The following is a 22,621-nucleotide window of genomic DNA, read 5'->3' as shown; positions in this document are numbered from 1 at the left end:
AGCAAGGAGCCCCGGCCGTCCCGCGGCCGGGGCTCCTTGCTGCCTACAGATGTGGCGGGTCAGCCCGTGTACGGCTTCGCCTCGAGGATCTTCACCGAGGCCTTCTTGCCGTTCGGCAGCTCGTACTCGGCGTCCTCGCCCATCTTCTTGCCGTTCACGCCGGAACCGAGCGGGGACTGCGGGGAGTACGTCTCGATGTCCGCGCTCGCGTACTCGCGGGAGGCGAGCAGGAACGTCATGGTGTCGTCGAGATCGCCGTCGAACGCGATGGTGACGACCATGCCGGGCTCGACCACGCCGTCGTCGGCGGGGGCCTCGCCGACCTTCGCATGCTCCAGGAGCTGGGTGAGCTGGCGCACCCGCAACTCCATCTTGCCCTGCTCCTCCTTGGCCGCGTGGTACCCGCCGTTCTCCCGGAGGTCACCCTCCTCACGGGCCGCCGCGATCTTTACGGCGATCTCCGTGCGCGCGGGACCAGACAGGTACTCCAGCTCGGCCTTGAGCTGGTTGTACGCCTCCTGCGTGAGCCAGGTGACGTTTTCGCTGGTCTGGGTCACAGGTGCTCCTAGTCGGTACTGGAAATACAAAGCGTCGGTACTGGGAATACAAAGCATCGCCCTACCCAGAAGCATGTGCCTCCACGGGTGGGCGAAACCACGAGCCTAACAATTCCGCAGGAAAAGGGGGAGAAGGTAAACCGCTACGACCGCGTCAACGCAGGTCAGGGACGATAACCGCAGGTCGGAGCCGGTCCGTGCCGGTCAACGCGACGCCCCGCCGTCGGCGGTGCAGCCCAGCAGCTCCACGCTGGTCGCCCGCGACGTCGTACGCAACGAGACGATCCGGTCGATCCGGTCGGAGCGGTCGTCGAACCGGATGTCCTTGCGGGCCACGTCGTCGCCGTCCACGCGCTGCGAGCGGAGCGTGCAGTAGCCCTTCGCGTCCCGGTCCTTGCGAACCTCCAGGTGGACGTCGACCCGGTCGTCCGAGGCGATCTTGAACTTGATCACCTCGGCGCTGATCCCCTGGCCCGCCACGTAGCCGTAACCGATCCAGCCGACCACGCCGAGCAGCGCGACGCCCAGCACCGAGCCGATGATTCTGAGCTTGCGGTCCGCGCGCTCGTCCGCGGAGCGGCCGTAGCGGCCCTCCGGAAGTGCTTCACGCACCGCAGTCATGATTGTTCCTTCCGTACCGGGGGATCGCGGAATTTTCCACCCCCGGCTTCGGTCACTATAGAAGTCTGCCACCCGCAGCCCGACCGCCACCCCGCACCGACGTCCCTACGGGACGGCACCACTCAATGGCGACCAATCACTGAGGATCGAGTCTTGACTGAGCAGCTTCGACTGATGGCCGTACACGCCCACCCCGACGACGAGTCGAGCAAGGGCGCGGCCACCATGGCCAAGTATGTGTCCGAGGGGGTGGACGTGCTGGTCGTGACCTGCACGGGCGGCGAGCGCGGCTCCATCCTCAACCCGAAACTCCAGGGCGACGCGTACATCGAGGAGCACATCCACGAGGTGCGCAAGAAGGAGATGGACGAGGCCCGGGAGATCCTGGGCGTCAAGCAGGAGTGGCTCGGCTTCGTCGACTCCGGGCTGCCCGAGGGCGACCCGCTGCCGCCGCTGCCCGAGGGCTGCTTCGCACTGGAGGACGACGAGAAGGCGGCGGCGCGTCTCGTCCGGAGCATCCGCGCGTTCCGTCCGCACGTCGTCACCACGTACGACGAGAACGGCGGGTACCCCCACCCCGACCACATCATGACCCACAAGATCTCGATGATCGCGTTCGATGGCGCCGCGGACACCGAGACGTTCCCCGAGACGGAGTTCGGCCCGGCCTGGCAGCCGCAGAAGCTCTACTACAACCAGGGCTTCAACCGTCCGCGCACGGTGGCGCTGCACGAGGCGCTGCTCGCCCGCGGCCTGGAGTCGCCGTACGGCGAGTGGCTGGAGCGCTGGAAAGAGTTCGAGCGCGTCGAGCGGACGCTGACCACGCACGTTCCGTGCGCCGAGTTCTTCGAGATCCGGGACAAGGCGCTGATCGCGCACGCCACCCAGATCGACCCCGACGGCGGCTGGTTCCGGGTTCCGATGGACATCCAGCGGGAGGTCTGGCCGACCGAGGAGTACGAGCTGGCGAAGTCTCTCGTCGATACGTCCCTCCCCGAGAGTGACCTCTTCGCGGGCATCCGCGACAATGCCTGATATGTACGCGACCCAGACACTGACCCACGTCGTTCCTCTCGCCGAGGAATTCGACAAGAACAAGGTGACACCCGGCGTTCTCGGCTTCATCGTCTTCGCGGCGCTCGCGGTGGGCGTGTGGCTGCTGATGAAGTCCATGAACCGGCACATGGGCAAGGTGAACTTCGAGGAGGCACCGGATCCCGACGCGGTGTCCGCCGACGCCGGGACACCGGGAACCGCTACCGGGCGCGCCCGGTAGCGCTCTGTCCCCACCTGCCGGACGGGCTTGATCCACCGCCCGTCCGGCACATACGAGTGCCCGGCAAGAGGCCTCGGCCCCGTCCTACGACCTCGCCCCCACCGGTACGCCCATGATTTCGCGGGCGTGGCGGGTCGGCGTCATTCCCAGGCGCCAGGCCTGCCAGCCGTCCTCCAGGTCGACCCCGCGGTTCAGGACCACCGTGAACGCCTCCGCGCAGTCCTCCAGCTTGCTGTCGCGGGTCGGACGGCCGGCCCCGAGCAGGTCGGCGAGTTCCTGCTGAGCCACCACCGTGCCCACCTCCGTGCCACCCGCCGATGCGTACGGCAGCAGTGTGCAGCGCAGGAAACGGGCCCAGTCGGCGCCCCGCGTGTCGCCGTACGAGTCGAACAACTGCGCCGCCTCGTCGCACAGGGCCAGCGCCTGCGGCGCGCGGTTGTTACCCGCGTCGATCAGAACCAGCTCCAGACACGTCCACGCCTCGCCGTGGGCGACACCGATCCGCCGGAAGTCGGCCCGGGCGTCGACCAACAGCTGCCGGGCGAAGCCGGAGTTACGCAGATTGCCGGTCTGGGCGGCCCGCTGGTCGCGGGTGACCCGGCCCGAGTGGTGCCGGGCACACGCCAGCCCGTACACATCCCGCATCCGGGAGAACATCGTGCGCGCCCGCTCCAGCTCCCGAACCGCCTGATCGGTGTCGCCGGTCTCCTCCAGGGCCTGCCCCAGGTAGTACAGCGTCCACGCCTCGCCCCGCGCGTCCTCGCTGTCCCGGTGCAGGGACAGCGCCCGGCGCAGCTCGTCGACCGCCGGGGCCGCGTCCCCGTCGAGCAGCCGGGCACGCGCCAGCTGGGTCAGCGCCCAGGCCTCGCCGCGCTCGTCACGGGTGCGGCCGTACAGATCCAGCGCCGTGCGCAGCGCCTCGTCCGCCCCCGCCACATCGCCCATCCGCAGCAGGGTCTGACCCAGCTGGAACCGCGCCCACGCCTCGCCGTGCAGCGACTCGCCCTCACGGTGGAGGATCAGCGCCGTGTCGAGGAGGGCCAAAGCCTCGGCGAGACGACCGCGGTCACGCTCGACGGCGGCCAGCGCATGCAGCGACCACGCCCGGTCCGCGGCCTGCTCGTCCGAGGACTGCAGCCCGATCGCCTCGCGCAGCCGCACCGCCGCCTCGGTCAGATTGCCCTGGTGGTGCAGGGTGATGCCGAGCGAGCACAGCGCCAGCGCCGTACCCGCCTCGTTCTGCGCCTCACGGTAGAGGCCGACGACCGAGGACAGGGTGGTACGAGCCTTGTCCAGCTCACCGAGCTGCCGGGCCGCGATACCGGTACGCCACTGGACCGACCGCTCGAGCAGCCCCTGGTCGACGGCCTGCGTCAACTCACTGATCTCGCCCAGCCGGTAGAGGTCGCCGCGCAGCAGGCAGTAGTCGCACAGCGCGCCCAGCAGATCCAGCACGGCCCCCTGGTCGACGCCCTCCGCATGCCGCAGCGCGGAGGTGATGAAGCTCGACTCGTCGTCCAGCCAGCGCAGCGCCGCGTCCAGCGAGGCGAAGCCGTGCGAGCCGAACTGCCCCGCCCGGGTCGACATCTTGCCGTCCACCATCCGGATCACCGCACCGGCGAGCTCCGCATAGTTGTGGATCAGCCGCTCCTGCGCGGCCGTACGGTCCGCCGCCCCCTCCTCGTCCAGCAACCGGGCCAGGGCGAAGCCCCGTACCAGATCGTGCAACCGATAACGCGAGCCCCGCACATGATCGAGGAGCCCGGCCCGGCACAGGACCGTCAGCAGCCGCTGCGCCTCTTGCTCCTCGGCGGACAGCAGCGCCGCGGCCGCCGCCGCGCCCAGGCTGGCGCGCCCGGCCAGCGCGAGCCGGCGCAGCAGCCGCCGCGCCTGCTCGGACTGGTCGGTGTAGCGCAGCCACAGCGTCCGCTCGACGGGGGCGACCGGACCGTACGCGGCGAGATCGGTGGCCAGCGAGCTGCGGGTACGAGCCCCGAGCGAGGACCCCGCGACGCGCAGCGCCAGCGGCAGGCCGCCGCACAGCTCGGTGATCGTGTCGGTCGACTGGGAGTCGTACGGCCCCAGCTCCTGCTCCTCGGCCGACGCGCGCAGCAACTCCTCCGCGCCCGCCGCGTCCAGAGGTCCCACCGGCAGCTGGTGCACCCAGGCCGGGATGTCGGCGGGCAGGTCCAGGGGCGCGCGGGCGGTGACCAGGACCAGGCTGTCGGAGCGCTCGGGGATGAGCGTGCGGACCTGCGCCGGGTCGCCGGCGTCGTCGAGGACGACCGTCACCGGCGTACCGGTCAGATGCTGGTGGTACAGCTCGCCGAGCCGTCGCACCTGCTGCTCCGCGGAAGACCTGCCCCAGGCTTTCGACCCCTCTCGACCGGGGGAGACCCCGTCCCGGAACAGCAGCTGCTCGCGGGGCGCGCCCAGGCGGTTCAGCAGATGCAGCAGTGCGTCACGGGTCGGCAGCGGGTTCTCGCCGGTGACGTCGGAGCGCAGATCCACCACGCAGGCGCCCCGGAACTGGTCCTTCAGTTCGTGTGCCGCCCGTACGGCGAGGGTGGTGCGGCCGGAACCGGGCTCGCCGTGCAGCACGACGACGGTCGGCTTCGTCTCCGTCGAGGCCCGGGCCGCGTGCACCCACCGGGCGATCTGCGCCAGCTCGGCCCGGCGACCCGCGAACGGCCCGTCGGGGGCGGGCAGATGACTGAAGGACTGGCCGAGCAACGACCGGGTGCGCGCCGCCGCACTGCGGTCCCCGCCGCGCAGCTGCGGCACGACGGTGGCGGCCTTCTTCTTCGGCGCACGGGACGACGCGGTCAGGATCCGCTGCTGGTCCAGGAACGGGCGTATGCCCCGCACCTCCAGCGCCGCCAGCCACTGCAGCCGCAACTGCTCGGGGCCGCCGGGCTGACCCAGCGCACCCGCCTTCCGATGGGCGGCGGGCCAGTGCGAGGCGGTCACCTTGGCGACGGTGGTCGCGGCGCCCGCGACGGCGACGACGGCGCCCGCGCCGAGCGCCGGCCCGGCCGCCGTGCCGAGCGCGACATCCGCGCAGAATGCGGCAGCTGCAGCAACGCCCGCCACCAGCAGGGGAGTTCCCATCGTCGTCTTACTGAATCGCTGCGACAGGGGCTGCTGCCCGGCCTCCATCGCGTCGAGTGCCTGGACGTACGCGGCGTACTCCTCGCCCGCGTCGGCCACCAGGGAATCGAGGGCGGCCCGCCCACGCGCCATCAGCGTCGCGGCGTCGGTCCGGCCGCCCGATCGGCGTACCTCTTCCTCCACGGCGCGTACCAACAGCCGTTCGGCTTCGGCCCGGTGGCTGTCCCGCATGTTCGTCCCCCTCCGAGAGCTTCGGTTCGGGACAAGTGTCCTGTGTGGGGCGGCTGAGCGCGAGAGCAAGCGGAGCAAGTGACCTCACCTGAGCGGCCGTTGTGCTCACCCAATGAGTCCGGACGACTGGTGGGGTGGAGCTTGTTGCCTGCGGTGACTTGTCCCGTGTTCGCGCGTTGAAGTGACTGTCGGATGAATTCTCGATACAGAGCGGACTTGCCATGTCATCCTCATCAATTGCCGCTGGCTCGGGCCGCGTTCCCGTTGCTGCTTACGCCCGTACGTCTGAAGATTTCCGGAAGGGCGATGCCCATGGGGTGAACAATCAGCACCGGATCAACGAGAGGTCCGCCCGTGAGCAGGGCTGCGTCATCGTCGCCAGATATACCGACAACGGGCGCAATGCCTCCAAGCCGGGGTGTTCGCGACCAGCGTTCGACAGGCTGCTCTCGGACCTCAGGCGAGGGACCATCGGCGGCGGTATGCCACTGGGAGGCGTCGTCTGTGTGGCAGACGATCGCCTCTATCGCCGCGTGGAGGACTTCGCGCGGTTCATCGAAGCCCTGACGTGCCACCCCGGGCGCATACATGTCGATCAGAGCGGAGTCCGTAACCCCTATACCAAGGAGGGGCTGTTGAAGGCTGTGCTGTCGCTCGAAGCGGCTGCTGCGGAGACCGAGATCCGAGCCCGGAGAGTTCGCAACTGGCACTGGTCCCGGGCGATGGACGGAATGCCACACAGCGGACCACGCCCCTTCGGCTGGGCGGACGACAGAATCACCCTCCACCCGGTCGAGGCCGAGCTGGTGCGCAAGGCCATCGAGGATCGCATCGGGGGTGTGCCGGTCAATGCCATTGCACGTGAGTGGTACCGGCTGGGCGTGAGAGGGACGCGTGGTGGTGTCCACAACCCTCAAACGGTCACGCAGATCATGACGGCGCCGCGTGTGTGCGGCTATCGAGCCAACCGCGGTGAGCTGTTGCTCGATCCGGACACCAGGCTGCCCGTGGTGGGCCAGTGGGAACCCATAGTGAACCCCGAACAGTGGCAGGCGCTGTGTGCGACGTTCGCGGCGGGAAGCCTTTATATGCACCGAGGGAGCGGCGCGCCGAGGCGAACGGGCGAGAAGGCCGGACCGAGGTACCTGGCGAGTGGATTTCTGCGCTGTGGCGGGGAGACCGAGCCCGGACAGACGTGTGGCCGGAAAATGGGCGGCTCCAAAAGCAGCAGGAGCCGGAGAAGCCCGTACAACTACATCTGCAACGGAGCTGCAGGCCGGGGCTGCGGACGCTGCGCGATCAGCGGCCCGCTTGTGGACGACGCCATCGAGAGGTTTCTCTTTCCGGAGGGAGGGCGCGGGCCCGTGCGACTGCCGGAGTCGATTCGGGAGCGCTGGAAGTCGGGTGACATGGACTTCGATGAGCGGCGCAAGGTGATTGCCTCGGTCTTTGAGCACTTGGTGATCCGGCCGGGGGTGAAGGGGAACCGGACCTGGGACTACTCACGTGTGTCGCCGGTCTGGAAGTGGGCGGACCGTGTGGCGGCATCCGATCCCGCGGCTTGAGGGCCGGGTCATGGGATGGAGCGGGTCCATTCAGGCAGGATGGAGGTATGCCGAACCGCCTGGCCCATGAGACGTCTCCGTACCTCCTCCAACACGCCGACAATCCGGTCGACTGGTGGCCGTGGTCGCCCGAGGCCTTTGACGAGGCGCGGGAGCGAGGCGTTCCGGTGGTCTTGAGTGTTGGTTACTCAAGTTGCCATTGGTGCCATGTTTTCGCGGTCGAGAGCTTCGAGGACGAAACGACCGCGGCATACATGAACGAGCACTTCGTCAACGTGAAGGTCGACCGCGAGGAGCGGCCCGACGTCGACGCCGTGTACATGGAGGCCGTGCAGGCCGCGACCGGTCAGGGCGGCTGGCCGATGACCGTCTTCCTGACCGCCGACGCCGAGCCCTTCTACTTCGGTACGTACTTCCCGCCCGAGCCCCGCCACGGCATGCCGTCCTTCCGCCAGGTGCTCGAAGGTGTCGTCTCCGCCTGGACCGACCGCCCCGACGAGGTCAACGAGGTCGCCGGGCGCATCGTCCGCGAACTGGCAGGCCGCTCGCTGGCGCACGGCGGGGAGGGGCTGCCGGGCGAGTCGGAGCTGGCGCAGGCGCTGCTCGCGCTGAGCCGTGAGTACGACGAGAAGCACGGCGGCTTCGGTGGCGCCCCGAAGTTCCCGCCGTCCATGACGATCGAGTTCCTGCTGCGCCACCACGCGCGCACCGGTGCCGAGGGCGCCCTCCAGATGGCCGCCGACACCTGTGAGGCGATGGCCAGGGGCGGGATGTACGACCAGCTCGCCGGCGGGTTCGCCCGGTACTCGGTGGACCGGGAATGGGTCGTGCCGCACTTCGAAAAGATGCTGTACGACAACGCGCTGCTCTGCCGGGTGTACGCCCATCTGTGGCGGGCGACGGGGTCCGAGCTGGCCCGCCGGGTCGCGCTGGAGACCGCCGACTTCATGGTGCGGGAGCTGCGGACCGCGGAGGGCGGGTTCGCTTCCGCGCTCGACGCGGACAGCGAGGACAGCGGCGGCAGGCACGTCGAGGGCGCGTACTACGTGTGGACGCCCGCGCAGCTGCGCGAGGTGCTGGGTGAGGAGGACGCCGCGTTCTCCGCCGAACACTTCGGGGTGACGGAGGAGGGCACCTTCGAGGAGGGCGCCTCCGTGCTGCAACTGCCTCGTACCGACGTGGCGGTGGATGCGGACCGGGCCGCCGATGTACGGGCCCGGCTGCTCGCGGCCCGCGAGGAGCGGGCGCGTCCCGGACGGGACGACAAGGTGGTGGCGGCCTGGAACGGTCTGGCGATCGCCGCGCTCGCCGAGGCCGGGGCGTACTTCGACCGTCCCGATCTGATCGAGCGCGCCACCGAGGCGGCCGACCTGCTGGTCCGGGTCCATATGGGTGACGTCGCCCGGCTGGCCCGGACGTCCAAGGACGGCCGGACGGGAGACAACGCCGGGGTGCTGGAGGACTACGGCGATGTCGCGGAGGGTTTCCTCGCGCTGGCCGCCGTCACCGGCGAGGGTGTCTGGCTGGAGTTCGCCGGCTTCCTGCTCGACATCGTGCTCCAGCACTTCACCGGCGAGGGCGGGCAGCTGTACGACACGGCGGACGACGCGGAGCAGCTGATCCGCCGCCCGCAGGACCCCACCGACAGTGCGACCCCGGCGGGCTGGACAGCGGCGGCCGGGGCGCTGCTCTCCTACGCGGCACACACCGGCTCGGAGGCCCATCGCACTGCCGCGGAGGGTGCGCTGGGGGTGGTGAAGGCGCTCGGGCCGCGGGTGCCGCGGTTCATCGGGTGGGGACTCGCGGTCGCGGAGGCGCTGCTCGACGGTCCGCGCGAGGTGGCGGTCGCCGGTCCGGTCGGCGGCGAACTGCACCGCACGGCGCTGCTGGGGCGGGCGCCGGGGGCGGTGGTCGCGGCGGGTGCGACGGGCGGTACGGAGTTTCCGCTGCTGGCGGACCGGCCGATGGTGGACGGAGCGCCGACCGCATACGTCTGCCGGCACTTCGTGTGCGATGCGCCGACGACGGATGCGCGGGAGCTGGCGCGGAAGCTCGGGGAGTGAACCGGGCTCGGTCACCCGGGTCGACCGCGCCGGAGGCGTCAGAGCGTCAGGCCGCCCTCGAGCGTGTCCAGGGCCTGGTCGACCATCGCGATCAGGTCACCTTCCTGACCGTGCTCGCCCCAGTACAGCGTCACCTCGCGCAGCGCCCCCAGCACCGCCGCGATGAACACCCGCACCTGCAGGTCGTCGGCGCTGCGGCCGCTGCGGTCGGCGAGTACCCGGGCCAGGACCTTCGCGGTGTCCGACATGGTCTGCGACATCCGCGCCCGGATCGCGGGCACCTCCACCATCAGCCGGGTGCGCCGGCGAAGTTCCTCCTCCTCGGTGGTGAGGAGCGCCGCCAGTGCCTCCGTCACGACGAACCGCATTGACTGCAGCGGCGGTTCGTCCGCGGGGCGGTTGCGCAGCTCCGCTTCCATGAGGGGGTCGTACTCGTCGGTGAGGACGATGTCCTCCTTGGTCGCGAAGTACCGGAAGACGGTGCTCGGCGACACCTCGGCCGCCTCCGCGATCTGCTCGATCGTGGTCGCGTCGTACCCCTGCTCGGCTATCAGCCGGTACGTCGAGCGTCGGATCGCCGTCCTGGTCTTGAGCTTCTTCCGTTCGCGCAGCCCCGGCCGGGGCTGCGCCTCGACGGAGGTGGGAGGCGAGGTACGGGAGGTGGCGGCCATGATCGCCATTGTCGGGCATCGACGGGTGCCGGGGCCATGCCGGCGTCCACCGGTCCGGGCCGGAGCGGTGGCATGCAAAGTGGCCGCGGCTTTCGGGCCGCGGCCACTGAGGGGCAGGAGGGGGAGGGCGCTCAGCTGTGGTTGTACGCCACGAGCGAGATGCCGACGTAGTGCACGACGAACGCCGCCAGGGTCAGCGAGTGGAAGACCTCGTGGAAGCCGAACCATCGGGGTGACGGGTTGGGCCGTTTGATTCCGTAGATGACGCCGCCGGCGCTGTAGAGCAGCCCGCCGACGATCACCAGGACGAGCACCGCGATCCCGCCGGTGCGCATGAAGTCGGGCAGGAAGAAGACCGCCGCCCATCCCATCGCTATGTAGCAGGGTGTGTAGAGCCAGCGGGGGGCGCCGACCCAGAACACCCGGAAGGCGATGCCGGCCACGGCCGCCGCCCAGACCGCCCACAGCAGGGGGCGCCCGGTCGACTCCGGGAGCAGCAGCAGGGTCAGTGGTGTGTAGGTGCCCGCGATGATCAGGAAGATGTTGGCGTGGTCGAGCCGGCGCAGCACCGCCTCGCCGCGCGGACCCCATGTGCCGCGGTGGTAGACCGCGCTCACTCCGAAGAGCAGGCATGCGGTCACGATGTAGATGCCGCAGGCGATCCGGCCGCGGGTGCTGTCCGTGAGCGCGATCAGCACGATCCCCGCGATCAGCACCGCGGGGAACATTCCGGCGTGCAGCCAGCCGCGCAGGTGTGGCTTCACCGGGAACGGCGCCGGGTCGAGCCCGGCTGGTGCGACCTCGGGTTCGGCCTCGGCTGGTTCGGGCGCGGCGGCAGCAGTCATGTCGGCATGCTACCTACGCCACCGTAGGTTGCGAACTCGAGTGGTGATGCTCACGTGGGCGGCCCCCTGGACATATGGGCGAATCGGTCGGATGATCAAATGAGTGCGGTCGGCACCGGATGAGCGGCTACGAAGCATCCGGGTCGCGGCCCCCACGGGGCACCTACCAAGAAGACACCCTCAACAAGGAGCGATCGTGGCGCGCGACATCGCGGCTCCCCTCACTGTTCCCACCCGTCACCAGGAGCTTGTCACCTGGGTGAACGAGATCGCAGCCCTCACCCAGCCGGACCGTGTGGTCTGGTGTGACGGCTCCGAGGCCGAGTACGAGCGCCTGTGCGGGGAGCTCGTGGCCAACGGCACGTTCACCAAGCTCGACGAGACGAAGCGGCCGAACTCGTACTACGCCGCCTCCGACCCGAGCGATGTGGCCCGTGTCGAGGACCGCACCTTCATCTGCTCCGAGAAGGAGGAGGACGCGGGCCCGACGAACCACTGGAAGGCCCCCGCCGAGATGCGGGAGATCTTCACCGGTGAGCAGGGTGTCTTCCGCGGGTCCATGCGCGGTCGCACGATGTACGTCGTCCCGTTCTGCATGGGCCCCGTCGGCTCCCCGCTGTCCGCGATCGGTGTCGAGATCACCGACTCGGCGTACGTCGCCGTCTCGATGCGCACCATGACGCGCATGGGCCAGGCCGTCCTCGACGAGCTCGGCACCGACGGCTTCTTCGTCAAGGCCGTCCACACGCTGGGCGCGCCCCTGGAGGAGGGCCAGGAGGACGTTCCGTGGCCGTGCAACTCCACCAAGTACATCTCGCACTTCCCCGAGGACCGTGAGATCTGGTCGTACGGCTCCGGCTACGGCGGCAACGCCCTGCTCGGCAAGAAGTGCTACGCGCTCCGCATCGCGTCGGTGATGGCCCGCGACGAGGGCTGGCTCGCGGAGCACATGCTGATCCTGAAGCTCACGCCGCCGCAGGGTGAGTCGAAGTACGTCGCCGCTGCGTTCCCGAGCGCCTGTGGCAAGACCAACCTCGCCATGCTGGAGCCCACGATCTCCGGCTGGACCGTCGAGACCATCGGCGACGACATCGCCTGGATGCGGTTCGGCGAGGACGGCCGCCTCTACGCGATCAACCCCGAGGCCGGTTTCTTCGGCGTCGCGCCCGGCACCGGCGAGCACACCAATGCCAACGCCATGAAGACCATGTGGGGCAACTCCGTCTTCACGAACGTCGCGCTCACCGACGACGGCGACGTGTGGTGGGAGGGCATGACCGAGACGGCCCCCGCCCATCTCACGGACTGGAAGGGCAACGACTGGACGCCCGCGTCCGAGACGCCCGCCGCCCACCCCAACGCTCGCTTCACCGTGCCGGCCGGGCAGTGCCCGATCATCGCGCCGGAGTGGGAGGACCCGAAGGGTGTGCCGATCTCGGCCATCCTCTTCGGCGGCCGCCGCGCCTCGGCCGTACCGCTGGTCACCGAGTCCTTCGACTGGCAGCACGGTGTCTTCCTCGGTGCCAACGTGGCCTCCGAGAAGACCGCCGCCGCCGAGGGCAAGGTCGGCGAGCTGCGCCGCGACCCGTTCGCCATGCTGCCGTTCTGCGGCTACAACATGGGCGACTACATGAACCACTGGATCAAGGTCGGCGCCGACAAGCCCGACCAGTCCAAGCTGCCGAAGATCTACTACGTGAACTGGTTCCGCAAGAACGAGGCGGGCAAGTTCGTGTGGCCGGGCTTCGGTGAGAACAGCCGCGTCCTCAAGTGGATCGTCGAGCGGCTGGAGGGCAAGGCCGAGGGCGTCGAGACGCCGATCGGCATCCTGCCCGCCAAGGGCTCTCTGGACACCAACGGCCTGGACCTCTCCGAGTCCGAGCTGGACTTCCTGCTCACGGTCGACAAGGAGGTCTGGCGCGAGGAGGCGGCGCTGGTCCCCGAGCACCTCAACACCTTCGGTGACCACACGCCGAAGGAGCTGTGGGACGAGTACCGCGCGCTGGTCCAGCGTCTGGGCTGACGCCCGCCGGGGCGCACTCCCGGAGTGCGCCCCCCATGCACACTCCGCGGCCGGGCCTCCCGACATCCACCCTGACCTGTGGGTCAACGGCCCGACGCGGTACGGCCCCCGGAACTCCCTCGCGGTTCCGGGGGCCGCCCTTTCCCGCCCCTCTTCTAGAGAACGTCCGCACCGTGCTGCAGGTCCGCCTGCGAAATCTTCACTGTTCCTTCACATTTCCTCCGGTGGGGTCGCACGGGGGCCGGCCGGGCCTGTGCGGGGCTCAGTTCGCCCGGCCCCGGTCCTCCAGGTACCGCGTATGCGTCTGCTGTCGGCGCGCCTCGGCCTCCCGCAGCCCCGCGGCCAGCGACTCCGCCTCCCGGTGCAGCAGTGACAGCTGCTGTTCGAGCGGGCGCTCGGGCGGCTCGGTGCCCGGTGTCAGCCGCGTCCACCAGCGGGTCCGCAGATACGTGTCGACGGATTCAGGGATGTCCTGGTGCACGGCGCGGGACAGGGCGTGGATGGCTTCCGGGTCGGCGGCGAGGGCCTCGGAGACCCAGCCGGGTTCGAGCAGCCCCTCCAGCAGCCCGGTCAGCTCGGCGAGCCGCCCGGAGGCGGCGGGCGGCAGCTCCACTTCGGACAGATACTCCCGCAGGGTCGCGAAGTCGCCCCGCACGGTCTCCAGCTGCGACGACGGATCGGGGAAGTCCGGGGTGGGCGGCCGCTCGGGCGGGGCGATCAGTGCGCCGGCGCCGTACAGCCCGACGATCACCACCGGCCAGTACGCACCGGCGAGTCCGGTGAAGGTGAGGGCGAGCCCGGCGATCCCGCACGCACTCCCGGTGAGGTTCTTGCGGGACTCGACGTACGCCATGACCCGGCCCGACGCTCTACTGGTAGCCACGGATCTCCTCAAATGCCCCGTCCAGGGAGCCCGGCCCCTGGTCCTTCGTCGCGTCGAAGAGCCGGCCGCCGGTCAGGGTGGCGATCGCGTCCAGTTCCGCACGGTCCGAGTCGCCGAAGACGACCGGGAAGACGGGGGTGACGCGCCGCGCCGCCGGGAGCGAGCGGTAGAAGGCGGCGAAGTCGTCGGCCGAGTCGCCCGTCGTGTTCTCGCCGTCCGTCATGAGGACGATCGAGGTGAACGCGGACCCGGTGTCCGGACCCAGCCGGTCGTAGGCCGACTCCAGACTCGAGAAGATCGCGGTTTCGCCGCTCGCGGTCAGGGCGGCGGTGTCCGCCTTGATCGCCGCGAGTCCGGCCCGCGGGTCGGCGGGATCGACCGTATGCGTGCGTGCCCGCTTCACCGACGAGCCGAACGGCAGCAGTGTGACCTCCTCCCGCTCCCGGAAGTCCCCGGTCAGCCCGGTCAGCGCCGCCTTCAGCTTCCGCAGCCGCTCGCCCTCCATCGACCCGGACGTGTCCAGCACGTACACGGTGCGTGAGGGCCGCCGGAGCTTGTTCTCGTAACTGTCGAGCAGTCCGTCCGCGACGGATCGCGAGCCGGGGAACGGAAGTTCCCGGCGGGCCTCGGCGGCCAGCGGCGCCGCCGGCCGCACAGAGGTGACGACCGGGCGGCGGAACGTCTCCCGGGTCAGCTGCCGCTGCACGGCGGGGGAGCGGAGGTACGAGGTCAGGGCGCGGACCGCGTCCTTGGCGTCGGGCGAGGCGGCGGAGAGCAGGCTCAGCGGGTAGTCGGCCGTCACCACACCGTCGCGCGGGCGGATCACGGTGAGCCCGGTGTGACTGTCCCGGTTGAGGGAGAGCAGCACGGACTCGTAGTTGATCAGAGCGTCGACCGTGCCGCGCCGGGTGTACGCGGTGGCCAGCCAGCCGGACGAACCCGAGGTCAGCCGCTGCCCGCCGAAGAACTCCTTCAGCTTCCCGCTCGCCTTGCGGACATCGGCGTCGGTCAGTGCGGACTGGGCGCCGGACAGTGCCGAGGCGACCGAAACCAGTGCGGAGAAGCCGGAGTTGGAACGAGCGGGATCAGTCATGCCGTACGTCAGCCGCCCGTCGGCGACCGCCTGGTGCACCTGCGTCCAGGTGACGTCCGACGGGTCCCAGCCGAGGCGTTTCACCACCGACGGCTTGACGCCGAGGGCGACCGGCGAGGTCATCAGCGGGGTCTCGGAAGTGATCCGCTCCGCCGCGTCCGGACGGAGCCGCAGATAGTCGTCGGACGACAGCCACACCGCGTCGTACGCCCCGTCCGCCTTCCCGGACCCGAGCTGTTCGACGGCGTCGAGCGTCCCGGTCCAGGTGGGCCGCACGGTGATCCCGGTCGCCTTCCGTGCCTGCTCCAACAGCGGTTTCATATCGACGAGTTCACTGGATGCGAGCACCCGCAGCGTCCCGGCGCGAGGGGCACCGTCGTCCTTCTTCCCGGGCGGCGCGGGACCGTCCGTCGCCGAACACGCCGCCAGCGGTACGAGCACCGCGGCGGCCAGCAGCGATGCGAGTGTGCGCGACACCCGGCGCCGCAGCTTTCTCAGCCGGCCCGTCATCCGAGACCACCGCCGTCGAGGACGCCCGCGGACCTGCTGCGCTCCAAGTGTGTGCTCGCCTGCTGGAGTTCGGCCGTCAGCGACTCGACGGTCGCCGCCATGGACTCGGTCGCCTGCACCTTGTACGTGTCGATCGCGTCCAGCGTCCGGTAGATCTGCTGGAACGCCGTCCGCAGCGTCTCCGCGCCCACCGCAGGGTCGGCGGCGATCCGCTGGATCTCCCCGCTCTGCGTGGCGAGCATCTCCGCATTGCCGCGGATCAGATCCTCCGTCGTGGAGCGCAGCACCTGGACCTGTTCACTGACCTTGCGCTGGCTCTCCAGCGCCGATGCCAGCATCACGGCGATCCGCAGCGCGGAGACCGTCGTGGTCGCGGCCCGGTCGACGCCCCTGATCAGCTCCTCGTTGTTGCGGCGTACGACGTCCATCGCCAGGTACCCCTGCGCGCAGACCGCGAGCTGGGTCAGCAGATCCTGGTGCTTCTGCCGTACGGGGAACAGCACATCGGCGCGCAGGGCGTCCGCCTGTACGGGGTCGGTGGCCTCCGTCGACCGGATGCGCTGTTCGACGGCGCCGTCCAGGGCCTCGGTGAGGACCACGTACTCCTGGAGCTTGCCCATCGACTCCCAGAGCCGGGTGCGCTCGGTGTGCAGAGCTGCGTTGTCGCGGCGCAGTTCGTCCTGACCGCCGCGGAGCGAGCCCACGATCCGGTTGAGGGTGGACTGCGCGGAGGCGTACTTCGCGACATGGTCGCGCAGCCTGTTGCCGCCGGGAAGTTTCGCCAGCAGCCGGCGGGCGCCGCGGCCGGGGGTGTCGCGCGGATCGAGGTCCTCGACGGTGCGGCGCAGCTCGACGAGCGAGGCACCGACCCTCGACTGCGCGTCCCCGTCCCCCGATCCGGCCGAGAGCTCGCGGACCGTACGGTCCAGCATCCGGTTGGACTGCTGGGCGGCGCTGCGGATGTCGCCCTGCCCGAGGGCGGCGATCTCCCCGATCCTGGTGGTGAACTCGGGCGAGCGGGCATCGAGCCCGGCGAGGCTGCCGACGTACTCGGTGGCGCGTCGCGTCATCTCCGTGCGCACGGAGTCGTCGACCGGGACGAGACCGGCGGCCTGCTCGGTGCGGACGGGGGCGACGGGCTCGGGCGGGGTGAGGACGAGCGGCTGCGGCTCGGCTTCGGTCATGGGTGAGGTCTCCCGGGAAGCGTGGGTCATCAGCCGCGGGTCCGGCGGGCCATCGCGCGCAGCACCGTGGCGGTGGGCACGGGCGCCTGGCGGATCCCGGTCAGCTGTTGGTCGATGTAGTCGGTGTGACCGGCGGTCGCGGCGGTGAACTCGGCCGCCGCGCCCTGGGGGCGGAAACCGTGCCGTACAGCGAGCTCGCGCAGGCGCCGGTCGGTGGAGAGCAGCTCGCCGAACTGCCGTCCCGAGTCGGTCAGCGGTACGAGGGTGTGGTCGCTGGAGACGGTGGTGTCCGGATAGAGGACGACCAGATCCCCGAGATCCTGCTTCTGCAGCAGCAGCGAGGCGATCTGCGACTCGTACACCAGGACCAGGGGATTTCCGACTCCGCTGATGAAGTCCCGGAACGGTGCGTCACTGCTGGTCTGCTGCGCCCCCTGCACCTGGATCAGCTTCTTCAGCAGCGGTGCGGTGCGGTCGATCGCGGCCTCGTCGGCGGCGACCCGGCCGCCGTCGGCGACGTACGAGGCGGCGGCGAGGTACAGCGCGCCGGAGTTGGACGCCACGGGGTCGGTGCTCGTGATGAACACCGTCCCGGTCAACTCGGCGTGTTTTCCCGCACCGTTGAGCTGCTGCCAGGTCCGGTCCGCCTTCGCGGCCTTGAGATACGGGGCCATGAGCAGCTTTCCGCTGGACTTGCCGCTCAGCGTCACCAGCCCGTTGTCCGCCAGCACCTGCGCGGCGCCGCGATGGGCGACGACGACGAGCGGCGAGTAGAAGGGCCGGATCGGTCCGCCCTTGACGGAGGACTTGCGCTGCAGCTCGTCGGCGGGCGCCTTCGAGCCGGGGAAGGCGAAGTCATATTCCTTCAGAGGCAGTTGGTCCATGGCCCAGGACCCGGACGTCTCCGCCTTCACGGTGAACCCCTTGGCAGCGAGGGCCTTCACCACATCGGGATCGGCGAAGAACTCCGCCTTCTCCGACCCGATCACTCCACGCACGGTCTTCGTTGCCGTGCTCGTGTCCTTGCTGTCGCGGCCTGCTACGACGGCTACTGCCACTCCGCCGATCAGCAGCACCGCCAGGACGATTCCCACGATGCGTCTCACACAGGCAGCGTGCTCGCGGAAACCCACATTCCGGACGGAGTTGGGTGGACGGAAGGTGAAGTGCGCATCCCAGTACGCAACGGGAGCGGCCGATGTCAGATGTGTGGCACCCGGTCCACGCGCCTCCGCGGCCCGTGGACCGGGGCCGTCAGAGGGCGCCGACCAGCCGCACGGGGGCGGGGGCGGGCGCGGTGGGGCCGGTCGCGGCGGCGGGCGGCGGGGTGGTCACGGCGGCCATCGCCGCCGTGTGCGCGTCCATCCGCTCGGCCGCGAGGATCGCGGCCGCGGTGTCGGCGCGGGATGCGGCCACCACCAGCGCGCGGCCCGCGAGGGCGTGCGCACGGCGGTGGAGCGTGTGCGGTGCGGCGTCGGTCAGGCCGGCGTGCCGGGCGGGCGGTGCGCCACGCAGCCGGGCGACCTGCTCGGCGATGCGGTCGCCCGCATCGCCGAGGCCGAGCTCGTCGGTGACCGCGAGGAGCGCGGCCAGGTGTCCGGCCAGCTGGATGTCCAGCTCCTCCTCGCGGGAGCGGTGCGGGAAGTCGTCGGCGTGGTCGGCCGGTGTGTGGACCGATTTGGTGCGGATCGGTTCGTACATGGATGGCCTCCTGGTGTTGCTTGGAACCATCCTAGCTTGGAATTAGTCTAAAGTTGTCCGCGATCCGATAATGCGGGCCGCCGCCCTGGTCAGGGCTGGCTGTATCCGTCCAGGAAGTTGCCGATCCGCTGGACGGCATCCGTCAGATCCTCGGTCGAGGGCAGCGTCACGATGCGGAAGTGATCGGGCTCCGGCCAGTTGAACCCGGTACCCTGCACGACCATGATCTTCTCGGCCCGCAGCAGGTCGAGGACCATCTGCCGGTCGTCCTTGATCTTGTGGACCTTGGGGTCGAGCCGGGGGAAGAGGTACAGCGCGCCCTTCGGCTTCACGCAGGTGACGCCGGGGATCTGCGTCAGCAGGTCGTACGCGACGTCCCGCTGCTCCAGGATCCGGCCGCCCGGCAGCACCAGGTCGTTGATCGACTGCCGCCCGCCGAGCGCTGTGGCCACCGCGTGCTGCGACGGCATATTGGCGCAGAGCCGCATATTGGCGAGGATGGTCAGCCCCTCGATGTACGAGGAGGCGTGCGCCTTCGGGCCGCAGACCGCCAGCCACCCCGACCGGTATCCGGCGACCCGGTAGTTCTTGGAGAGACCGTTGAAGGTCAGCACCATCAGATCGGGCGCGATGGCTGCGGTCGGGGTGTGGGTCGCTCCGTCGTACAGGATCCGGTCGTAGATCTCGTCGGAGCAGACGACCAGGTTGTGGCGCCGGGCGATCTCCGTCAGCCCGCGCAGCATCTCGTCGTCGTAGACCGCACCCGTCGGGTTGTTCGGATTGATGATCACGATCGCCTTGGTGCGGTCGGTGATCTTCCGCTCGATGTCGGCGAGGTCCGGCATCCAGTCGGCCTGCTCGTCGCACCGGTAGTGCACCGCAGTACCGCCGGCCAGCGACACCGAGGCGGTCCACAGCGGATAGTCCGGAGCGGGTACGAGCACCTCGTCGCCGTCGTCGAGCAGCGCCTGCATCGACATCTGGATCAGCTCGGAGACGCCGTTGCCCAGGTAGATGTCCTCGACGCCGAGGTCGATCCCCTTGGTCTGGTAGTGCTGCATCACCGCCCGGCGCGCCGACAGCAGGCCCTTCGCGTCGCCGTAGCCGTGCGCCCCGGCGAGGTTGCGCAGGATGTCTTCGAGAATCTCGGGCGGGCACTCGAACCCGAACGCGGCAGGGTTGCCGGTGTTCAGCTTGAGGATGCGGTGACCGGCCGTTTCCAGCCGCATGGCCTCCTCGAGCACGGGGCCCCGGATTTCGTAACAGACATTGGCGAGCTTTGTGGACTGGATGACCTGCATGTCAGCGAGCTTACGGCCGTGTTTCACCGGCTGCGCGGGGATTCCCCGCAGGTTGACCCACCCGGGTAGTGCCGCCCGCCCGCCGCGTCTTCCATCGCCATGTGCGCCCCGCCCCGGACAGTGGGATCCCCGGGCGCGGGCGGGGGCGGAGCTTGGAATAGGGGTGTGACGGGCCGGACCGGTGAGATGCGCCACGTGAGGGAGGCGGGGGCCGTGACCGAGGCCCGCGACGGTGGGTCGACCACCGTATGAAAGAGGGATGCGCGGCGCGGAGGGCCTCGCCTCGAAGCGGTCGGTATGGCCCGCCGGGAAGGCCGGCCGGGGGCCGGATGGGCCGCCCCCTCGGCCCGCCGCCCGGTGCGTTCACTCCGGCAGGCGGGTGCCCTCCGGGAGACGGATGCCGAAGTCGGCCGAGAGGACCCGCAGCACCTCGTCGCCGCCCGCCAGTTCCCGCTCCTTGCGCGTGCCGTCCGGCGCGGTCTCCACGAGCCTGCGGCCCATCAGTGCGAGATGGGCTTCCGGGGTGGTGCGCTGGACGTACAGCAGGTGCTGGAACGGGGAGCGCGGGTTGGTCGCGATGTGCCAGTTGATGACCTCGTAGTCCGGTGCCTCGAACGGCTCCAGCGTGAACGCGTACTGGTCCTCCCACTCCCCGCCCGGGGCGAGCGTCTGCAGTTTCCACAGCTCCAGTGGGCCGTCGTGCGGTGCGTGGACGAGCCGGTGACGACGTGGGGCGTCGTGGAGCTCCGCGTCCGCCACCAGCGGGATCGGCTCCAGCAGCGAACTGTTCGCACCGAAGCCGACGTCCGCGAGATACGGGGTCGGGTCACCCGGTACCTCGACCCGCATGAGCATGTGGGTGCGGGGCCTTACGTCCCCGGGCGCGGCACCCATCAGCACGCGGGCGCAGAGCAGTGTGATCTTGAAGCCCAGTGCGGTCAGTGCGGCAGCGAGCAGGGTGTTCTGCTCGTAGCAGTAACCGCCGCGCTTGCTGCGTACGAGCTTCGCCTGCAGATCCGCGAGCGCGAGCGAGGGCGCGCTGCCGAGCACGGGATCCAGGTTCTCGAACGGGATGCCCAGTGCGTGGGCGCGGTGCACGGAGCGCAGCACCTCCACGGTGGGGAGCCGCTCGCCGTTCCAGCCGATACGGGCGAGGTACGCGTCGAGGTCGAGCGCGGACTCGTGGTCGGTCGTCATGAATCGACCGTACGCAATCGGGGCGGCGGGGTGCCTCCGGCCATGAGGTGATCCGGCTGGTGCGAGCGGCTTCCACGGACGCTCGCCAGGGCCCGGGGGCTTCCTCAGCAGACCGTGCCCGGTCCGGCCGCCGTGGCTCGCAACAGGTCGCGCACCAGGTCGAAGTCGATGTTCTCCGGCTTGCGGAAGCGCAGGCACGCCTTGCCCATGTCGTATCCGGCCAGCCGCTCCTCGAAGGCCTCGCGGACGTCGGAGCGCAGCAAGTAGAAGGAGATGTAGTTCTTCTGGCTGGCGAAGGCGACCTCGCCGACGCCGTTGCGCTCGTAGGCGGGCATCCCGTACGCCATCACCTCGACGAAGCCTTCGAGTTCCTGACGGCACATCTGCCGCAGTCTGCCCAGGGCCTCCTGGCGCTCCTGCGGGATCTCGGCCAGGTATCCGTCGACATCTTCAGCCTTGCTCTGCACCATGCGACGAGCCTAAGGGCTGTCCTGTGATCCCTGGCGGGCGCGCGACGGCAGCTACGGCGCCTCGCCGCGTGGTCGGAACGCCCGAATACATCCCGTATGCGGATGTCCCTCCGCCCTACGATGCACCGCATCCGACGCCGCGCGGTGATCCACCAGGAACGTCGGGACAGCCCCCAGGCCGAAAACAGGCTCTTGCTCCGCACGGGCGCGCCCCTAACAATGCGCATGACAAAACCGAAGGAACCCTTCGGTCATAGAGGTCACAGAGGGGACCCCACATGAAAATGCCTCTCGTCGGCGCACTCTTCGCCGTTCTGCTCCTCGGAGCCGGAACGGCCCCCGCTGTCGCGGCCACGAGCCACGACGCGGCCGCGCCCACGGCCAAGGCCGCCGCACCGCAGGCCGTCAAGGCCAAGGCCGTCAACTTCGCCGGGACCGTCGCGCTCAGCAACTGTTCCGGCTCCGTCGTCCGGACCGCCGCTTCGCTGCCGTCCGACCCGGCTCTCGTGCTCTCCAACGGGCACTGCATGGAGACCGGCTTCCCGGGCCCGGGTGAGGTCGTCTTCAACCGGTCGTCCACCCGCAGCTTCACCCTGCTGAACTCCGCGGGCAGCGGCGTCGGCACCCTGCGCGCCAGCAAGATCGCGTACGGGACGATGACCGACACCGACATCTCGCTGTACCAACTCACCCGCACCTACGCCCAGATCGAGAGCACCTACGGCATCAAGGCGCTGGAGCTCAACGCCGCGCACCCGGTCCAGGGCACCGCGATCACGGTCGTCTCCGGCTACTGGAAGCGCACGTACAGCTGCAATGTCGACGGCTTCGTCTACCGCCTCAAGGAGGGCGAGTGGACCTGGAAGGACTCGGTCCGCTACACCTCCGCCTGCCGGACCATCGGCGGCACCTCCGGCTCCCCGGTGATCGACAACGCGACCGGCAAGGTCGTCGCCGTCAACAACACCGGTAACGAGGACGGGCAGCAGTGCACGGACAACAACCCGTGCGAGGTCGATGAGAGCGGCAATGTGACGGTCCGCCAGGGAATCAACTACGCCCAGGAGACCTACGGCATCGTGCCGTGCATCGGCACCGGCAGCCAGATCGATCTGAGCCGGGCGGGGTGCGCGCTGCCCAAGCCGTAGTCCGCGAGGTGCGCCGTGGGGACCGGACCCCGGGTCTCACGGCGCACCCGTGCGTCGTACCGCCGCCTCGATCCCGTCCAGCAGCACGCCGAGACCGACGGTGAGGCGGCGGGGGCCGCGTGGCCGGCAGGGGAGTCGGGAGCGGTACGGGCGCTGCGCCGCCACGTGGTC

Annotated in this window: 20 protein-coding genes; 6 read left to right on the top strand and 14 right to left on the bottom strand. The window is 69.9% G+C overall.

Annotation, left to right across the window (positions count from 1 at the left end):
- Positions 1–59: 59 nt before the first annotated feature.
- Both greA and OHA88_RS19765 read right to left on the bottom strand, forming a co-directional pair.
- Positions 60–557 carry a transcription elongation factor GreA gene (greA, locus tag OHA88_RS19770; protein WP_267002598.1) on the bottom strand — a complete coding sequence of 166 codons (498 nt, stop codon included), beginning with the start codon at positions 555–557 and terminating at the stop codon, positions 60–62.
- Between the two features lie 204 nt (positions 558–761).
- Positions 762–1,178, bottom strand: coding sequence for a DUF4307 domain-containing protein (locus OHA88_RS19765; RefSeq protein WP_328626510.1), 417 nt, complete (start codon positions 1,176–1,178; stop codon positions 762–764).
- Between the two features lie 153 nt (positions 1,179–1,331).
- Between OHA88_RS19765 and mca the strand changes: the two genes are divergently transcribed.
- Positions 1,332–2,213 carry a mycothiol conjugate amidase Mca gene (gene mca / locus OHA88_RS19760; protein ID WP_328626509.1) on the top strand — a complete coding sequence of 294 codons (882 nt, stop codon included), beginning with the start codon at positions 1,332–1,334 and terminating at the stop codon, positions 2,211–2,213.
- A 1-nt stretch (position 2,214) separates the two neighbouring features.
- Positions 2,215–2,454 carry a hypothetical protein gene (locus OHA88_RS19755; protein WP_328626508.1) on the top strand — a complete coding sequence of 80 codons (240 nt, stop codon included), beginning with the start codon at positions 2,215–2,217 and terminating at the stop codon, positions 2,452–2,454.
- 84 nt (positions 2,455–2,538) lie between these two features.
- Here the strand turns inward: OHA88_RS19755 and OHA88_RS19750 are convergent, their stop codons facing one another.
- A complete protein-coding gene (locus OHA88_RS19750) occupies positions 2,539–5,796 on the bottom strand; it encodes a tetratricopeptide repeat protein (RefSeq protein ID WP_328626507.1) in 3,258 nt (1,085 codons plus the stop codon).
- 221 nt (positions 5,797–6,017) lie between these two features.
- On the opposite strand from OHA88_RS19750, the gene OHA88_RS19745 reads away from it, so the two are divergent.
- Positions 6,018–7,361: a recombinase family protein gene (locus OHA88_RS19745; RefSeq protein WP_328626506.1), complete on the top strand. Its 1,344-nt coding sequence runs from the start codon at positions 6,018–6,020 to the stop codon at positions 7,359–7,361.
- Between the two features lie 47 nt (positions 7,362–7,408).
- Positions 7,409–9,424 carry a thioredoxin domain-containing protein gene (locus tag OHA88_RS19740; protein WP_328626505.1) on the top strand — a complete coding sequence of 672 codons (2,016 nt, stop codon included), beginning with the start codon at positions 7,409–7,411 and terminating at the stop codon, positions 9,422–9,424.
- Between the two features lie 38 nt (positions 9,425–9,462).
- Here OHA88_RS19740 and OHA88_RS19735 read toward each other — a convergent pair whose 3' ends face one another.
- Positions 9,463–10,095 carry a TetR/AcrR family transcriptional regulator gene (locus OHA88_RS19735; protein WP_328626504.1) on the bottom strand — a complete coding sequence of 211 codons (633 nt, stop codon included), beginning with the start codon at positions 10,093–10,095 and terminating at the stop codon, positions 9,463–9,465.
- Positions 10,096–10,226: 131 nt separating this feature from the next.
- Positions 10,227–10,940 carry a PAQR family membrane homeostasis protein TrhA gene (gene trhA / locus OHA88_RS19730; RefSeq protein ID WP_328626503.1) on the bottom strand — a complete coding sequence of 238 codons (714 nt, stop codon included), beginning with the start codon at positions 10,938–10,940 and terminating at the stop codon, positions 10,227–10,229.
- A 196-nt stretch (positions 10,941–11,136) separates the two neighbouring features.
- Here trhA and OHA88_RS19725 point away from each other — a divergent pair, with 196 nt between their 5' ends.
- Positions 11,137–12,963 (top strand): phosphoenolpyruvate carboxykinase (GTP), encoded by a 1,827-nt coding sequence (locus OHA88_RS19725; protein WP_267002582.1) that lies wholly within the window; start codon positions 11,137–11,139, stop codon positions 12,961–12,963.
- A 262-nt stretch (positions 12,964–13,225) separates the two neighbouring features.
- Here the strand turns inward: OHA88_RS19725 and OHA88_RS19720 are convergent, their stop codons facing one another.
- From OHA88_RS19720 to OHA88_RS19685, 8 genes are all read right to left on the bottom strand, one after another.
- On the bottom strand, positions 13,226–13,816 hold the full coding sequence (locus tag OHA88_RS19720; protein WP_328629738.1) for a hypothetical protein: 591 nt from the start codon (positions 13,814–13,816) through the stop codon (positions 13,226–13,228).
- A gap of 16 nt (positions 13,817–13,832) precedes the next feature.
- Positions 13,833–15,449, bottom strand: coding sequence for a substrate-binding and vWA domain-containing protein (locus OHA88_RS19715; RefSeq protein WP_328626502.1), 1,617 nt, complete (start codon positions 15,447–15,449; stop codon positions 13,833–13,835).
- Positions 15,446–16,663: a toxic anion resistance protein gene (locus OHA88_RS19710; RefSeq protein WP_425895697.1), complete on the bottom strand. Its 1,218-nt coding sequence runs from the start codon at positions 16,661–16,663 to the stop codon at positions 15,446–15,448. The genes OHA88_RS19715 and OHA88_RS19710 overlap by 4 nt, the downstream gene beginning before the upstream one ends.
- Positions 16,663–17,766 carry a substrate-binding domain-containing protein gene (locus tag OHA88_RS19705; RefSeq protein ID WP_328626500.1) on the bottom strand — a complete coding sequence of 368 codons (1,104 nt, stop codon included), beginning with the start codon at positions 17,764–17,766 and terminating at the stop codon, positions 16,663–16,665. The genes OHA88_RS19710 and OHA88_RS19705 overlap by 1 nt, the downstream gene beginning before the upstream one ends.
- Before the next feature lie 121 nt (positions 17,767–17,887).
- Complete coding sequence (locus OHA88_RS19700) at positions 17,888–18,334, bottom strand: SCO4983 family protein (protein ID WP_328626499.1); 447 nt, start codon at positions 18,332–18,334, stop codon at positions 17,888–17,890.
- An 89-nt stretch (positions 18,335–18,423) separates the two neighbouring features.
- Positions 18,424–19,635, bottom strand: a complete 1,212-nt coding sequence (locus OHA88_RS19695; protein ID WP_030969252.1) for a pyridoxal phosphate-dependent aminotransferase — start codon at positions 19,633–19,635, stop codon at positions 18,424–18,426.
- Between the two features lie 363 nt (positions 19,636–19,998).
- The gene (locus OHA88_RS19690; RefSeq protein ID WP_328626498.1) at positions 19,999–20,832 is read right to left on the bottom strand and encodes an arylamine N-acetyltransferase family protein; all 834 of its coding nucleotides are present in this window, start codon (positions 20,830–20,832) and stop codon (positions 19,999–20,001) included.
- Between the two features lie 104 nt (positions 20,833–20,936).
- Complete coding sequence (locus tag OHA88_RS19685) at positions 20,937–21,302, bottom strand: iron chaperone (protein WP_326627771.1); 366 nt, start codon at positions 21,300–21,302, stop codon at positions 20,937–20,939.
- A gap of 278 nt (positions 21,303–21,580) precedes the next feature.
- Here OHA88_RS19685 and OHA88_RS19680 point away from each other — a divergent pair, with 278 nt between their 5' ends.
- Positions 21,581–22,450: a S1 family peptidase gene (locus OHA88_RS19680; RefSeq protein WP_328626497.1), complete on the top strand. Its 870-nt coding sequence runs from the start codon at positions 21,581–21,583 to the stop codon at positions 22,448–22,450.
- A 36-nt stretch (positions 22,451–22,486) separates the two neighbouring features.
- Here OHA88_RS19680 and OHA88_RS19675 read toward each other — a convergent pair whose 3' ends face one another.
- The gene (locus tag OHA88_RS19675; protein ID WP_328626496.1) at positions 22,487–22,615 is read right to left on the bottom strand and encodes a hypothetical protein; all 129 of its coding nucleotides are present in this window, start codon (positions 22,613–22,615) and stop codon (positions 22,487–22,489) included.
- Between the last annotated feature and the right edge of the window lie 6 nt (positions 22,616–22,621).

This window comes from Streptomyces sp. NBC_00353, from assembly GCF_036108815.1.
Classification (GTDB): domain Bacteria; phylum Actinomycetota; class Actinomycetes; order Streptomycetales; family Streptomycetaceae; genus Streptomyces.
Note: the sequence above shows the minus strand (reverse complement) of the source record. Positions and strands in the feature narration are given on the sequence as shown.

Bases quoted from the DNA above. Each gene is read 5' to 3' on its own strand.
- OHA88_RS19765 (WP_328626510.1), bottom strand. From the start codon at position 1,178: ATGACTGCGGTGCGTGAAGCACTTCCGGAGGGCCGCTACGGCCGCTCC.
- OHA88_RS19755 (WP_328626508.1), top strand. From the start codon at position 2,215: ATGTACGCGACCCAGACACTGACCCACGTCGTTCCTCTCGCCGAGGAA.
- OHA88_RS19750 (WP_328626507.1), bottom strand. From the start codon at position 5,796: ATGCGGGACAGCCACCGGGCCGAAGCCGAACGGCTGTTGGTACGCGCC.
- OHA88_RS19745 (WP_328626506.1), top strand. From the start codon at position 6,018: ATGTCATCCTCATCAATTGCCGCTGGCTCGGGCCGCGTTCCCGTTGCT.
- OHA88_RS19740 (WP_328626505.1), top strand. From the start codon at position 7,409: ATGCCGAACCGCCTGGCCCATGAGACGTCTCCGTACCTCCTCCAACAC.
- OHA88_RS19735 (WP_328626504.1), bottom strand. From the start codon at position 10,095: ATGGCCGCCACCTCCCGTACCTCGCCTCCCACCTCCGTCGAGGCGCAG.
- trhA (WP_328626503.1), bottom strand. From the start codon at position 10,940: ATGACTGCTGCCGCCGCGCCCGAACCAGCCGAGGCCGAACCCGAGGTC.
- OHA88_RS19720 (WP_328629738.1), bottom strand. From the start codon at position 13,816: ATGGCGTACGTCGAGTCCCGCAAGAACCTCACCGGGAGTGCGTGCGGG.
- OHA88_RS19715 (WP_328626502.1), bottom strand. From the start codon at position 15,449: ATGACGGGCCGGCTGAGAAAGCTGCGGCGCCGGGTGTCGCGCACACTC.
- OHA88_RS19710 (WP_425895697.1), bottom strand. From the start codon at position 16,663: ATGACCCACGCTTCCCGGGAGACCTCACCCATGACCGAAGCCGAGCCG.
- OHA88_RS19700 (WP_328626499.1), bottom strand. From the start codon at position 18,334: ATGTACGAACCGATCCGCACCAAATCGGTCCACACACCGGCCGACCAC.
- OHA88_RS19695 (WP_030969252.1), bottom strand. From the start codon at position 19,635: ATGCAGGTCATCCAGTCCACAAAGCTCGCCAATGTCTGTTACGAAATC.
- OHA88_RS19690 (WP_328626498.1), bottom strand. From the start codon at position 20,832: ATGACGACCGACCACGAGTCCGCGCTCGACCTCGACGCGTACCTCGCC.
- OHA88_RS19685 (WP_326627771.1), bottom strand. From the start codon at position 21,302: ATGGTGCAGAGCAAGGCTGAAGATGTCGACGGATACCTGGCCGAGATC.
- OHA88_RS19680 (WP_328626497.1), top strand. From the start codon at position 21,581: ATGAAAATGCCTCTCGTCGGCGCACTCTTCGCCGTTCTGCTCCTCGGA.